12 protein-coding genes are annotated in these 14192 nt (G+C 46.1%); 10 read left to right on the top strand and 2 right to left on the bottom strand.

Going from position 1 to position 14192, the window contains the following annotated elements; translation table 11 throughout:
* The first annotated feature begins 109 nt into the window (after window positions 1-109).
* From folM to J8N69_RS03000, 4 genes are all read left to right on the top strand, one after another.
* Complete coding sequence (folM, locus tag J8N69_RS03015; RefSeq protein WP_168822799.1) at window positions 110-832, top strand: dihydromonapterin reductase; 723 nt, start codon at window positions 110-112, stop codon at window positions 830-832.
* 72 nt (window positions 833-904) lie between these two features.
* Window positions 905-1588 carry a GTP cyclohydrolase I FolE gene (gene folE / locus J8N69_RS03010; protein ID WP_168822801.1) on the top strand — a complete coding sequence of 228 codons (684 nt, stop codon included), beginning with the start codon at window positions 905-907 and terminating at the stop codon, window positions 1586-1588.
* Window positions 1589-1844: 256 nt separating this feature from the next.
* Window positions 1845-2120, top strand: coding sequence for a hypothetical protein (locus J8N69_RS03005; protein ID WP_168822803.1), 276 nt, complete (start codon window positions 1845-1847; stop codon window positions 2118-2120).
* Window positions 2121-2217: 97 nt separating this feature from the next.
* Entirely contained in the window at window positions 2218-3393 is a 1176-nt protein-coding gene (locus J8N69_RS03000; protein ID WP_168822805.1) for an MFS transporter, read from the top strand.
* A 22-nt stretch (window positions 3394-3415) separates the two neighbouring features.
* Here the strand turns inward: J8N69_RS03000 and J8N69_RS02995 are convergent, their stop codons facing one another.
* On the bottom strand, window positions 3416-4627 hold the full coding sequence (locus tag J8N69_RS02995; protein WP_168822807.1) for an MFS transporter: 1212 nt from the start codon (window positions 4625-4627) through the stop codon (window positions 3416-3418).
* 241 nt (window positions 4628-4868) lie between these two features.
* Between J8N69_RS02995 and J8N69_RS02990 the strand changes: the two genes are divergently transcribed.
* A complete protein-coding gene (locus J8N69_RS02990; protein ID WP_168822809.1) occupies window positions 4869-6086 on the top strand; it encodes an MFS transporter in 1218 nt (405 codons plus the stop codon).
* A gap of 54 nt (window positions 6087-6140) precedes the next feature.
* Here J8N69_RS02990 and J8N69_RS02985 read toward each other — a convergent pair whose 3' ends face one another.
* Entirely contained in the window at window positions 6141-7064 is a 924-nt protein-coding gene (locus J8N69_RS02985; protein ID WP_168822811.1) for an AraC family transcriptional regulator, read from the bottom strand.
* Between the two features lie 216 nt (window positions 7065-7280).
* Between J8N69_RS02985 and exaC the strand changes: the two genes are divergently transcribed.
* The 5 genes from exaC to J8N69_RS02960 all read left to right on the top strand — a co-directional run bounded on the left by exaC (window position 7281) and on the right by J8N69_RS02960 (window position 14173).
* Window positions 7281-8798: an acetaldehyde dehydrogenase ExaC gene (gene exaC, locus J8N69_RS02980; protein WP_168822813.1), complete on the top strand. Its 1518-nt coding sequence runs from the start codon at window positions 7281-7283 to the stop codon at window positions 8796-8798.
* Window positions 8799-9095: 297 nt separating this feature from the next.
* Window positions 9096-10478, top strand: coding sequence for an L-serine ammonia-lyase (locus tag J8N69_RS02975; protein ID WP_168822814.1), 1383 nt, complete (start codon window positions 9096-9098; stop codon window positions 10476-10478).
* A 320-nt stretch (window positions 10479-10798) separates the two neighbouring features.
* Complete coding sequence (locus J8N69_RS02970; protein ID WP_168822817.1) at window positions 10799-12373, top strand: inorganic phosphate transporter; 1575 nt, start codon at window positions 10799-10801, stop codon at window positions 12371-12373.
* A 225-nt stretch (window positions 12374-12598) separates the two neighbouring features.
* Window positions 12599-13381, top strand: coding sequence for a hypothetical protein (locus tag J8N69_RS02965; protein ID WP_168822818.1), 783 nt, complete (start codon window positions 12599-12601; stop codon window positions 13379-13381).
* A gap of 174 nt (window positions 13382-13555) precedes the next feature.
* Window positions 13556-14173 (top strand): LysE family translocator, encoded by a 618-nt coding sequence (locus tag J8N69_RS02960; RefSeq protein WP_168822820.1) that lies wholly within the window; start codon window positions 13556-13558, stop codon window positions 14171-14173.
* Window positions 14174-14192 lie beyond the last annotated feature (19 nt).

Below are 14192 nucleotides of genomic sequence, written 5' to 3'. Positions count from 1 at the left end.
CAGAAATATACACCACGTCTAAGTGGCAGCGTATTTAAGCGACATAGCATTTAGATTGAATCGTATTTTTATGTCATTGATGAACATAACTCAGTAGGAAAGGGTACTTATGACGGGTAAAATGCCTATTATCATCACGGGTGGGGCACAACGTCTTGGTCTTGCTTGTGCCCAAGCACTCGCAGCGCAAGATTATGATGTGCTTGTCACTTACCGAACCAGCAGAGACAGCATTGCCGATCTAGAATCGCAGGGCATACGCTGCATCCAAGCGGATTTTTCTACGTTGGCGGGGGTGGATGCATTCATTGCCAAGATACAGCAAGACTATCAAGCCTTGCGAGGAATTATCCATAATGCGTCGGAATGGGAATCGGAGGAGCATTGCGAAGACACCGCGTTATTGATGGAAAAAATGTGGCAAGTGCATGTATTTGCACCTTATCGTATAAATCTTGCCTTTGAAGCATTATTATGTGCGAAATCCCAGCAAGGTGAGATGACAGACATCATCCACATGACAGATTATGTCGTTGAAAAAGGCAGTGATAAACACATTGCCTATGCATCGAGTAAGGCGGGTTTGGCTAACCTTACTCATTCGTTTGCCAAGCGTTTTGCGCCTAACATTAAAGTGAACGCCATAGCGCCTTCGCTTTTGATGTTTCATGACGATGACGACGCTGAATATCGACAAAAAGCCTTGCATAAGTCTTTGTTGAGTCGAGAGCCAGGAGAACAAGAGGGTGTATTAGCCGTACAATACATCTTAGACAGTCACTATATGACAGGTCGAACCTTGTCACTTGATGGAGGTCGACATTTGGTTTAATCCACCCAGTAGGATGCCTTTTTTGAACACCTTCATGTCATAAGACAGGGTTAAGTAACGTAGGACAAACATATGAAAACTAACGTAGCGGAACCAACCAATTTAACTCGTCCTGTCTTGTCTGACGCGGCGATAAAAGTACGCGATGCCCTTGTCAGCAGTGGTTTAGAAACCCCCATGATCGATAATGGCCTGACCAGTGAAGAGAAATACCAGCGTATTAAAAATGCGTTTGAAGATGTCGTTACCACATTGGGTTTGGACTTGAGCGACGACAGCCTAGCCGAAACGCCCCATCGCATTGCTAAAATGTACGTGAAGGAGATCTTCTCAGGGTTGGATTATGGCCAGTTCCCTAAGATCACCGTGATTGAAAACAAGATGAAAGTGGATGAAATGGTGAAGGTGAGTGATATCAGCTTTATCAGCACTTGTGAGCATCATTTTGTGACCATTGATGGCTTGGCTAAGGTGGCTTATTTGCCGAAAACCAAGATCATCGGCTTGTCTAAGATAAATCGAATCGTGCGCTTTTTTGCCCAACGACCACAGGTACAGGAACGTTTGACCCAGCAAGTTTTGGTGACATTACAAGCCTTATTGGAAACCGATAATGTCGCCGTCAGCATTAGTGCTGTGCATTACTGTGTCAAAGCCCGCGGCGTGATGGACGCCAGTTCGTCGACTCAAACCACCGCCTTAGGTGGCTTGTTTAAACGCAGCGACAAAACCCGTGCGGAATTCCTTGCAAGATAAGCTGGCAAGATAAATTCCCCGCAGCTTGCTGTAAAATCCAGCGTGGTCATTCCCGCGAAGGTTGGATACGTTTTGTAGGCCTGATGAGGGAGGTACGACCGTAATCAGGCGTGCGGCGTTTTTCAAGGTTAATCATTTATTCAAATAAAAAGAGCCGAAGACTCACTTCAAAGTACGGGCTCTTTTTTTATGCGCCAAATTCAGGCAAAGTGAGGCAGCATATTAGGACAGACTTTTTGCATTTTGAGGCTTGGTTATGACAGATAAAAAAACAGTATGGTTTCCCGCGAAGGAAAATGGCTGGGGTTGGGGTAAACCCAATACATGGCAGGGATGGCTAGTATTGGTGTTGTATATCGCTACGGTTGCGGTGGTGAGTTTGACCGTTGACCCCAAGGTTGAATTGCTAAAATGGGCGGTAATTGTGTCGGTTAGCACGTTGGTTTTGTTGTTGGTTTATCTTTGGAAGGGGGACGCGCCTAATTGGAAGTGGAAGCCGATCGAGAAGGATAAGCGCAAGTGGTATAAGTGAATTTAAGTGGGTTTAAGTGAGTTTAAGTGAGTTTAAAGATTTTATTTAGCGCACTGATACGCTCAAATAAGTAAAAAAATTAACTAAGGATAAGTTAGTGCGTACATCTGGCGTGTTGTTGTTTATTGCCTATCTGGGGTTTATTAGTTTAGGTTTGCCTGACGCCGCTCATGGTATTAATTGGCCGTTTGTTCGGGCGGAATTTTCGGTTCCAATGGGGTGGTTGGGATTGGTCATTGCAGCGGGCGGTGTTGGCTACCTCATGTCGAGCTTTTCCGTTGGCTATTTGATCAATCGGTTTGGCGTGGGTTGGCTGTTGGTGGTCAGCAGCGTGTTGGTTAGCTGTGGTTTATTCGGTTTTTATTTCAGCGTTTCTTTTGTTATTTTTGTGCTGTTTTCAGTCGTCATTGGCATGGGCTCCGGTGCCATCGATGCGGGATTAAATGCCTACGCGGCAGAGCATTTCTCAACCCGCCATATGAATTGGTTGCACGCGGCCTTTGGTGTTGGCGCGACGGCAGGCCCAATCATCGCCACCACTGTATTAGTGAGTTTTTCGCAAAACTGGCGTTTGGGTTATGCGGTTCTGGCGGCTATCTTGTTTGTCATGGCGCTGGTGTTTTTATTCAGTCGACACTTGTGGGAAAGTGACAAGCATGCGCCTAAAAAAGCCGATATGTCTGATGAAAATCTTGGGCCTGTGACGCAACTTCAGGCTCTAAAGCACCCAGTGATTCGTTTTCAGATCGCGTTTTTCTTTTTGTATTCTGGTGTTGAAGTCGGCGTTGGGCAGTGGGCGTTTACGGTGATGACGGAATCTCGTGGTATTTCCCTCGCCAGTGCCGGCACTTGGGTGGCTGTGTATTGGGGCGCCTTAGCATTTGGGCGGGCTATTTTTGGATTCTTAGTGGAACGCTTTCCAGTGGACCAATTATTGCGGCTTTGTTTGCTTGGCGTCGCTTTAGGCACGCTCCTGTTTACTTTCAGTATGACGCCTTACACTAGCTATTTGGGTTTGGCGTTAATGGGGTTTTGTGCTGCGCCGATTTTTCCTTGCATGATTTCCCAGACAGCCACACGGGTGGGGAGACGTTATTCTGTGCATGCGATCGGGTTTCAAATGAGCGCGGCTGTCACGGGCGCCATGACCTTGCCGTTTTTAAGTGGTTTGATTGGCGGAGAATTTGGGCTGACGTCATTGAGCGTTAGTTTTTTAGTGTATGCGCTGGTGTTGTTAGGGCTTTTTCAGATTATTGTAAAACGTGCGGTTTAGCGCTAAGCCTAGACAATAGCGCTTAATCGTTTTCTTTGTCTAAAGTGCGCCGTTTTAGCAGATCGGGAAACAAATGCATCCACAAACCAACGACGGCAATGGTGCCGACTCCCCCAATGATAATAGCGGGCACCACGCCGAACCATGCTGCTGTTACCCCAGATTCAAATTCGCCTAACTGATTTGAACTGCCGATAAAGACCGAATTGGCCGCGCTGACGCGTCCTCGCATGTCATCAGGTGTTTCCAGTTGTACCAGAGTGGAGCGAATCACCACGCTAATCATGTCCGAAGCGCCCAGCAGGGTGAGGGCTAGCATGGAGAGGATCAAGCTTTCGGATAAACCAAAAACAATCGTCGCCACCCCAAAAATAGCCACCGCCGCAAACATGATTTTGCCGACGCTGTGAGTTAAAGGGTGACGCGCCAAATACACCGACATCAATAAGGCCCCCAGCGCGGGCGCACAACGCAGTAGCCCCAAGCCCCAAGGGCCGGTTTGAAGAATGTCTTTGGCGACAATCGGTAACAGCGCCGTTGCGCCGCCTAATAAGACGGCGAACATATCCAGTGAGACGGATCCAAGGATGACTTTATTGCCGCGTATAAAGGTTAAGCCACCGAATAGATGTTCGATATTGATCGGTGACTTTGTGGTTACCGTAAAGTTGTAGCGTAACAAGAACATGATGACGCAAGACAGCAAAAAACAACTCATGCTAGAGGCGTAAAGTGTGGTTGGGCCGAGCAGGTAAATAAGACCGCCAAGCGCTGGGCCTGCGATAACGGATATTTCCCGTGCTGACGCCATTGCGCTGACGGCACGAGACAATAAAGCGCTCGGAATGAGGTTGGGTAAAATAGCCTGATTCGCCGGCATTTCAAACGCTCTCGCGGTGCCAAGCAGTACGGCGCAGGTGTAAATCATATTGGCTGAAACGGTCGATGTCATATTGCCGTAGACAAGAATGCCGACTGTCATCGCCATGGTAAAACGCGTACAAACACAAATAAGACGACGGTTATATCGATCCGCCACGTGCCCCACTACTAAGGTTAATAGTAACTGTGGAAGGAATTGGCAAAGCCCCACCAAACCTAAGGCCATCGGACTGTTAGTAAGATCGTACATTTGCCAGCCGATACCAACGCTGAGCATTTGAAAGGCAAAAGAAGAGGCGATTTGGCCAATCCAGAAATGGACAAAATTTGGGTGTTTAAAAAGTGGCTGCATAGTGTTCTTGATTTTTTTATGAGAAAAAATTTAACCATTTTTGGCCGCGTCTTGATAGTCATTATTTTTATCTTTTAGCCCCGTTTTTTTCAAATGCGCCAAAAAACGGTCAAAAACATGTTAAATTAATCCTTCAATTTATCAGGATGATAAATCACCGCATTACACCGACTCCCCGACGGTTTTTTGTCTGCCTATTTAGTACCTAAGCCGACGATATATTTGATCATAAGGATTTACCTTGACTCACTCTGAAGCGCTTTCTCCTCGTCATGGACGTTTGTCCCGTTGGCTGTTGCTGTCTTGTTTGATGGCAGTGGGCATTGGGCAGTCGTTTATTTTTACTTCTTTGCCGCCCATTGGCCGTGAAATTGGCTTAACGGATGTGCGTATCAGTACGCTTATTACGGTGGGGGCGGCTATGTTTGTGGTCGCGGCGTTTTTATGGGGCGGTATTATTAACCGCATTGGGCGTGTGCGTTCGGTTATTATTGGCATGAGTAGCTATGCGATTACCATTGCGCTGACGGGGTTTGTGCTGCAAGAAGCCTTAGCGCGACACCTGTCCGCCGAGCAGACGTATTATGGTGTGTTTGCCTTGCGGATTGTTTTTTCCCTTGGCATTGCTGGGGTGTTGCCTTCTATTCAAACTTACTTGATTGCGCATACGGATATTCAGCACCGCAGTTCTACCATTGCGATGATTGGTGCGTCTTTTAGTATTGGCATGATTTTAGGCCCCGCGTTTGCGTCGCTGTTGAGTGGGTTAGGGCTGACAGCACCGTTTTATATTATTGCTTTGCTGGCAGGCTGCGCGGCCTTGCTGGTGGTGGTGTTTGTGAAAGACGGCAAGCATGTACGCCAATTTAAAAAGCCGCCAGCGATTAATTGGTTTACCCAGCCTGTGATGCCTTTTTTGTGCATGTCTTCTTTGTCGATTTTAGCCATGACAGGGGTTCAGCAAATCATGAGTTTTTTGATTCAAGACAGATTTCAGCTTGATGTGGCGCAGACTACGCATCAGTTGGGCTTTGCCATGATGACCATGTCTTGCTTGAGTATTGTGGTGCAAATGATCTTGGTGCCGAGATTTCGGCCGGGTGTGGCAACGCTGATTTTCTGTGGTGTTGGGGTGGGGGTGTTGGCGCAATTGGTGTTTATATTGTTCGACTCCTATGTGAGTGTGTTGCTGGCAATGGGCTTATTTGGGGCGGGTTTTGGTTTCTTATTTCCAGGCATTGTGACAGCACAAACCTTGTTGGTAAAAGATGATCAGCAAAGTCGTCTCGCCAGTATGAATGCCTCTATGCAAGGGTTAGGGGCGGCATTAGGCCCAGTTATTCTGGCTTCTTTGTATCAGCTTGGTCAGTTGGTGCCTTTCTTTGCTTTGATGGTGAGCCTGATCTGTATGCTGGGTGTTTTTATCTATTGTCGCTCGAAACTGCGTCATATTTTTTAGTGACGAGCCCGATTAGACAGTCCGATTAAAGAGTCTCGTTAAGCGTTTTAAGGGTTAAGAGTGGAGTGCACTTTGGGCGACTTGACGTGGCGTCAGACCAAAGTGTTGATGGAAGCGTCGACTGAAGTGGCTCAAGCTTAAATAACCTAGTTCGTAGCTGATCTCGGTAACAGAGCATTTTTCTTGGAGGCGTTGGTGTGCTCGGCTCATGCGACGCTGATGTTGGTACTCAAGTGGCGTACAGCCTAACTGTCGTTTGAAGCTTTCATAGAAACGGCTGCGGCTCATGCACGCCATTTTTGCGAGGATATTGATATCCAACGGCTGAGCAAGATTGTGCTCTATCCACTGGATAACACAAGTAAGGCCATTGGCATCCGGAGAGCGTTGGGTGAAGCGCAATAGCGCGTCTCGTCCATGATGCCTAAGGATGCGCGTCACCAGTTCGCTGACGCCAAAGTCTACCAACAAATCTCGATCCGGATCATTGCGGATAAAGTCGCTGGTGAGTCGATCGATCACCTGTTGGGTGGCTTGGGTGTGCAGGGTATGTAAGTGCTGATTTGGGTCGAGTGTTATGTCAGAGGGTAAAACGCTCGTCATAATGTCATTCATGCGATCACAAATTTGCGCCACTCGTTCTTTTGAAATAGCAATCGTTAGGCAAGTCGTGGGCTGGTGGTGCTGGGCTTCGGGAAAATCAATAAAAACTTCTTCTTTGGGCGCCAATATAAAGGACTCATGGGGCAAGAAGGGAATGTTGTCATGGTCTTTGGTGTGCATGACTTTCGCCCCGGTGACCATGCCGCAATAGAGCAAAGAATCGGCTTTCAAGCTGACTTTTTGAGCTTGTTCATAGGTGTCATAAATGCTTAATTCAGATTGTGGGCCGGCGAAACAAACACGATTTTCAATCAGCTGAGTAGGCATACGTTTGTGCTGTAATGCGGTTTTCTCTGTCGATGCAAGACGATTCATTTACTTACCTCTTTGCGCTTAATTATTCTTTTATTCTACTTATCATCACTCCTACGATCTTACGGGTCAATACAAATAGCGCTGTAGAAATGGATCGTTAGACAAGTTTCATGGACTCACAGACAAGTTTTTCTCTAGCATTGTTCTATGCTTGTTATCAGGGTTAATAGCAAGATCAAAACCCAATACAAAAACAACAATAATGGAGATACATCTATGATTTACGCACAACCTGGTAGCACTGGTAGCCTTATTTCTTTCGATGCTGAATATGGTAATTTTATTGGTGGTGAATGGGTCGCTCCAGTTAAAGGGCAGTATTTCGATAATATTAGCCCCGTCAATGGCGAAGTATTCTGCCGCATTCCTCGCTCCACAGAAGAAGACATCAATCTTGCACTAGATGCCGCCCATGCGGCGCGAGCGGCATGGGGTAAAACCTCGGTCGCTAACCGTTCCAATATCTTGTTAAAAATTGCAGATCGTATCGAACAAAATTTAGAAGCCCTCGCGGTGGCCGAAACTTGGGACAATGGCAAAGCGGTGCGCGAGACATTAAATGCCGATATTCCTTTGGCAGCAGACCATTTTCGTTATTTTGCGGGCTGTTTACGGGCCCAAGAAGGCAGTACGGCTGAGTTAGATGAGCATACCGTGGCGTACCATTTTCACGAGCCATTAGGGGTGGTTGGGCAAATTATCCCTTGGAACTTCCCTATATTGATGGCCGCGTGGAAACTGGCACCTGCATTGGCGGCGGGTAACTGTGTGATCTTAAAACCGGCCGAGCAGACGCCGGCATCGATTCTTGAGTTGGTCAAAGTGATTCAAGACTTGTTGCCACCTGGGGTTTTAAACGTCGTCAATGGTTATGGTAAAGAAGCGGGTCAAGCCTTAGCAAGCAGCAAACGCATTGCCAAAATCGCCTTCACAGGATCGACGCCAGTTGGCTCGCATATTTTGAAATGCGCGGCGGAAAATATTATTCCTTCTAGTGTTGAGCTTGGGGGTAAATCGCCCAATATTTACTTTGCTGACGTGATGCAGCAAGAAGATGCTTTTGTTAGCAAGTGTGTAGAAGGCTTGGTATTGGCTTTCTTTAACCAAGGTGAGGTCTGTACTTGTCCGTCTCGCGCCTTGATTCATGAATCCATTTATGATGATTTTATGGCCTTGGTCATTGAGCGCACGAAAACCATTAAGCGCGGCAATCCTCTGGATACCGATGTGCAAGTGGGGGCTCAAGCGTCCAAAGAGCAATTTGATAAAATCATGAGCTATATCGAGATTGGCAAAAAAGAAGGGGCGGAATTGCTAATAGGCGGTGGCATTGAATCTGTCGATGGTTTGAATCAAGGTTTTTATGTACAGCCAACCTTGTTTAAAGGGTCGAATGAAATGCGCATTTTCCAAGAAGAAATCTTCGGCCCAGTGGTGAGTGTGACCACCTTTAAAGACGAAGCAGAAGCCCTCGCGATTGCCAATGACAGCGAATTCGGCTTGGGCGCTGGAGTGTGGACTCGAGACACTAACCTTGCTTATCGTATGGGACGCAACCTAGAAGCCGGTCGTGTTTGGATGAACTGTTATCACCAGTATCCTGCGCATTCTGCTTTTGGGGGTTACAAAAAATCCGGCGTGGGTCGTGAAACCCATAAAATGGCGTTAGAGCATTACCAGCAAACCAAAAATATGTTGGTAAGCTATGACATCAATCCTCTTGGGTTCTTTTGATCTGATCATAAAGCCTAACGGATAGCGAAAAAGCCAAAAGAGCATGACATGTTCTTTTGGCTTTTTTATGCCGCGTCTGTAAGGTTTTTCTTTTCCTTGGCTTTATCACTATATTGTAATGATCTCTAAGCGCCAAAAATGTGCTTATTTTCGAATAGAGCGTCATTTATTTTGCACTATACTTGTTTCCTATTGGAAACTTTGTCTCATAAGTGCTAATTTCGTTTTCCAATGATCTGGCGTTATGTCTTTTAAGCGCTAAGGTTTTTTACGTATTTGTCGACAGAGGAAACGGCCATGGCAATCAGTTTATTTGATCTTTTTAAAGTGGGCATTGGTCCCTCTAGTTCGCACACCGTTGGCCCGATGGTCGCGGCTAACCAGTTTGCTCATCAATTGCAAAATCGGCATCTACTTTCCCAAGTGCATCGCTTAAAAATTGATTTGTACGGTTCGCTTGGCGCCACCGGCAAGGGACACGGTACGGGAACGGCGGTACTGATGGGGCTTGAAGGTGAGCTGCCTGAACGGATTGACCCAAGCCGTGTTAATGAGCGTGTCGAACAAATAGAAGCCGCGTCGCAGCTGAATTTGTTATCTCAACAGAGTATTCACATTGATGTTGCGACCGATTTAATTTTCCACCGTATTGATCGTTTGGATTTTCACGCTAATGGTATGGTGTTGGTGGCGTTTGATGCCGCTGGTGAAGTGATTCATCAAGCAACGTTTTATTCTGTTGGCGGGGGCTTTATTGTTCAAGAAGACGAGCATGGTAATGTGGCGATAGTGGAAGACGCCACAGAACTGCCGCATGTTTTTCATAGCGCCGAAACGCTGATTCAGCTTTGCCGAGAGCAAGATAAAAGCATTGCGCAGATCATGATGGAGAATGAAAAAACTTGGCGCACCGAAGCCGAAATCAAACAGGGCATTCTCTCTATTTGGTCTGTCATGAGAGAGTGCGTACAGCAAGGTATTCGTAATGAAGGCATATTGCCTGGTGGTTTAAAAGTGAAACGCAGAGCCGCCAGTTTGCACCGAGATTTAACCAGCAAAACTCGTATGGATATGATTACGCCTTCGCTGGGGGCGATGGACTGGGTCAATCTTTATGCTCTGGCGGTGAATGAAGAAAATGCCGCTGGTGGACGCGTGGTGACGGCGCCGACGAATGGGGCGGCGGGCATTATTCCGGCGGTGTTGCATTATTATTGGGAGTTTTGTCCTCGTTCTAGTGAAGCGGGGGTGATTGATTTCTTCCTGACGGCGGCGGCGATTGGTTTGCTGTTTAAAGAAAATGCGTCTATTTCGGGGGCCGAGGTAGGTTGTCAGGGCGAAGTTGGCTCCGCTTGTGCAATGGCGGCGGCGGGCTTGGCGGCGGCAACGGGTGGCTCACCTGAACAGGTTGAAAATGCCGCTGAAATCGGCATGGAACACAATTTGGGTTTGACCTGTGACCCTATTGGCGGTCTGGTACAGGTGCCTTGTATTGAGCGCAATGCCATGGCATCAATGAAGGCGATTAACTCCGCTTCTATGGCGTTGCGAGGTGATGGCACGCATTATGTTTCTTTGGATAAGGTGATTCGCACCATGCGCGACACAGGAAGAGATATGAATGATAAGTACAAAGAAACGTCACGCGGCGGGCTTGCTGTTAATGTCATTGAATGTTGAGCCTTGAATGTTGAACCTAGTGTGCTTTTTTTGCTCTCAATATGACTGGTAACAAAAGTGTCATACTAATGTAGTATTTTTGTCACCGTTGCCGCTGAAGGCACTCTGCTGTGCTATTTTGATTGCTCTGAATAGGGGTTTTTATCTTTAGATAGCCAGTGTAAAATGGCGCGAAATTTAGTAATGACAAAAATATGACAGGATGAATTGAGAGCCAAGCCTACCTGATATGTTGGGAAAAACATGTCGTTGATTGAATAAGCCTTTCTTTTATCAATCAACAGCTTGGAATAGATTAATCACACAATCAAAGAGCCCTTATGGATCTTACAAGTAATCAGAAAGACGAATCTAGTTTATTAAGTGGTCACGAATATATTCGAGTGTTAATTGCATTGGCCTTTGTTTTAGCGTCTGGCTTTTACGCATCGACTAATGGTATGGGGATTTCTAACTTATCTACTTTGGCTATTGCCGCCGCCATTGGCGCGTACATGGCGGTCAATATTGGTGCCAATGATGTTGCCAATAACGTCGGTCCTGCCGTAGGTTCAAAAGCATTGTCGATGACAGGCGCAATTGTGATTGCGGCTATATTCGAAGCCGCAGGCGCTCTTATTGCCGGCGGTAATGTCGTCGGTACCATTAAAAATGGCATTATTAACCCTAATGCTATTGCTGACGCGGAAACCTTTATTTGGGTGATGATGGCGGCCTTGCTCGCTGGGGCCATTTGGTTGAATTTAGCGACTTATCTTGGTGCGCCTGTTTCTACTACGCATTCGATTGTCGGTGGTGTGCTGGGTGGCGGTATCGCAGCGGGTGGTTGGAATATTGCTAATTGGGACCAGATGATTGCTATTGTTGCCAGTTGGGTTATTTCCCCCGTGATGGGCGGCGTAATCGCAGCGCTGTTCTTGATGTACATCAAGCGCGCCATTACCTATAAAAGCGATATGATTGATGCCGCTCGAAAAGTTGTGCCGCTTTTGGTAGGGTTTATGATGTGGGCTTTTTCCACCTATTTGATCCTGAAAGGCTTGAGCAAACTGTGGAAGCTGGATTTTACCACCGCTGCCATGATAGGTTTTGCGATTGCTTTGACGGTGTATTTTGTTGTTCGTCCAATTGTCGACAAAGCGGCGACGGCGCTAGCAAACAGTAAAGACGCAGTGAATGATTTGTTTACCATTCCATTGATTGTGTCAGCGGCGTTATTGAGTTTTGCTCATGGTGCCAATGACGTGGCCAATGCGATTGGGCCTCTTGCCGCGATTAATGATGCCTTGATGACAGGAACCGTTTCCGGAAAAGCCACTATACCGCTATGGGTAATGATTATCGGTGGGGTTGGTATTGCGGTTGGGCTAGCTTTGTTCGGCCCTAAGTTGATTAAAACTGTTGGTTCCGAGATTACAGAACTGGATAAAACCAGAGCCTTTTGTGTCGCGATGGCCGCAGCGATTACTGTTATTATTGCTTCTCAGTTGGGATTGCCAGTCAGTTCTACTCATATTGCAGTAGGGGGGATTTTTGGGGTAGGGTTTTTACGTGAGTATTTAAAACAATCCTACGAGAAAAAATTAGCTTCTATTGTTGCTCATTCAACGTCTGCAGGCCATGATGGACAACAGACGCAAGAATTTGTAAAACGCTTCAAATTGGCGGATGTGGAAGAGAAACGTGTTATTTTGAAAGAGCTGAAAGCCGCTCAAACATCCTCACCTATTTCGTCTCAGGAGCGTAAGAGCCTGAAAAGAGCCACGAAAAAAGAATTGGTCAAACGCTCTGCGTTATTACGTATTGCGGCAGCATGGGTTATTACTGTGCCTGCTTCAGCGTTACTTTCGGCAATGATTTTTTACATGTTGCTTGGTTTTTCAGTCTCGCGTTAACCGTATAAGTGGCAAACCAAAAAAGATCAGATTATCTGGTCTTTTTTTGTTTTAATGGTGGGATCTATGTTATATAAGAATAGAGGCTTTTGATAAAATATTAGTGTTCATACAGCTTGGTAAACGTCTCAAATAAAAAAAATACATTAGATGTTTCTGTCTATCTTTGTAAAGAGAACGGCAGGCGATTTGGTATAAACCTGATTAGGGTAAACGACATACAATATGACCGCTGTTACCATTACTGTACTTTTACTCGTTATTGGTGGGTTTATTGCCTTTGCTATTGCGTTGCAGTTGAAAGAGCAAGCGCGATTAGAAAGACTGCGTAAAGTGGCCGCGCTGAATAATCAACTGCGTCAAGTGCGGCGTTATCTTGATGATATGCCTCCTCAATATCAGCCAAAAGACCTGCGTTTGTGGCTCTTTTCTCGAATGATTACAATTTATGACCAGTTATTGCAATTGCAACCGGACCCCACGCTGACACGCCGTCGTGGGCATTTAGCGGAAGAAATGACTGAGTTTCAAACCAGTAAACAAAAAAGACGTGCCAAACCTATTAATGATGAGCTGTTAATCATTGAAGTGAAACGGCTACTGGAGTCGTTTAAATCCTTTTTGGTTGCTTCTCATAAAGAAAAAACCATCGCCCCTGATGTCGCGAATCGTTACAGCAAACTTTTTAATTTTTATCATTATAAAGTGAATGCTGACTATCACGCGTATCTTGCACGTAAAGCGTTTTTGAGTGGGCAAATGAGGGTGGCGATTGATATGTACAAAGAAGCGCTGTCACAGTTAACGCCGATTAAAGACGCTGCAGAAGCTCAACCGACAATACAGAGGTATAAGGATGTACTAAAAGAAATTGAGGAGGATTTAGCTTTGCAGCAATCCGAGGAAGAAGTGACCAAAAGCATGACCGATCAAGCCGAAAACGAGTTGGATGACGAATGGAGTAAGTTTATTGAGGACTCGACTTTTAAGGCGAAAAAGCACTTTTAATGTGTGTGTTATAACGCACAAAGTGGCGTCCTATCGAGTCATTTTATCGCGCGGTTATTCATTTTTGTCTTTCGTGTTATCGTCCGCTACGTTCTTTGCTATCGCCTCTTGCTAGTTGCCTAAAATAATGCGATTTTTCCCACCTTGGTACTCTATTTCTGATAAGGACTTTTTGTGAATTTAGCGCTTCTTTCGGCTTTTGTGCCGACCTTCTTTTTTGTTTCCATCACACCCGGTATGTGTATGACGTTAGCCATGACGTTGGGCATGACCATTGGCGTTAAACGTGCGCTTTGGATGATGCTGGGTGAGCTTGTTGGCGTGGCGATGGTGGCGATTTTATCGGCCATTGGCGTGGCGGCTTTATTATTAAATTATCCCAGTGTGTTTATGCTTTTAAAGTATATCGGCGGCGCTTATTTGGCTTTTATTGGCCTACAAATGTGGTTATCTAAAGGCAAAATGGCGATCAAAATGGATGAGACGGGAAAACCGGCTTCACGTTTTGAACTTATTTCACAAGGCTTCGTGACCGCGATTGCTAACCCGAAAGGCTGGGCGTTTTTTGTGGCTTTATTACCGCCTTTTTTGGACACTAGCCAGCCTTTGGCCAGCCAGCTTACGGTACTGATTGCGATCATTTTGACGTTAGAATTAATTTGTTTGTTAATTTACGCCGCGGGCGGCAGAACCTTGAAAGCCATCCTGATGCAAAGTGGCAATGTGCGTATTATGAATCGCATTGCTGGCTCCTTGATGATTGGCGTGGGTGTTTGGTTAGCGCTTGGCTAATAGGTCATAAAGAGCCATG

Source organism: Marinomonas profundi (assembly GCF_020694005.1).
In the GTDB taxonomy this organism is placed as follows: domain Bacteria; phylum Pseudomonadota; class Gammaproteobacteria; order Pseudomonadales; family Marinomonadaceae; genus Marinomonas; species Marinomonas profundi.
The sequence above is the reverse complement of the archived record's forward strand: the minus strand, read 5'-3'. Positions and strand labels throughout refer to the sequence as shown.

Bases quoted from the DNA above. Each gene is read 5' to 3' on its own strand.
- J8N69_RS02995 (WP_168822807.1), bottom strand. From the start codon at position 4,627: ATGCAGCCACTTTTTAAACACCCAAATTTTGTCCATTTCTGGATTGGC.
- folM (WP_168822799.1), top strand. From the start codon at position 110: ATGACGGGTAAAATGCCTATTATCATCACGGGTGGGGCACAACGTCTT.
- folE (WP_168822801.1), top strand. From the start codon at position 905: ATGAAAACTAACGTAGCGGAACCAACCAATTTAACTCGTCCTGTCTTG.
- J8N69_RS03005 (WP_168822803.1), top strand. From the start codon at position 1,845: ATGACAGATAAAAAAACAGTATGGTTTCCCGCGAAGGAAAATGGCTGG.
- J8N69_RS02975 (WP_168822814.1), top strand. From the start codon at position 9,096: ATGGCAATCAGTTTATTTGATCTTTTTAAAGTGGGCATTGGTCCCTCT.
- J8N69_RS02985 (WP_168822811.1), bottom strand. From the start codon at position 7,064: ATGAATCGTCTTGCATCGACAGAGAAAACCGCATTACAGCACAAACGT.
- J8N69_RS02965 (WP_168822818.1), top strand. From the start codon at position 12,599: ATGACCGCTGTTACCATTACTGTACTTTTACTCGTTATTGGTGGGTTT.
- J8N69_RS02970 (WP_168822817.1), top strand. From the start codon at position 10,799: ATGGATCTTACAAGTAATCAGAAAGACGAATCTAGTTTATTAAGTGGT.
- exaC (WP_168822813.1), top strand. From the start codon at position 7,281: ATGATTTACGCACAACCTGGTAGCACTGGTAGCCTTATTTCTTTCGAT.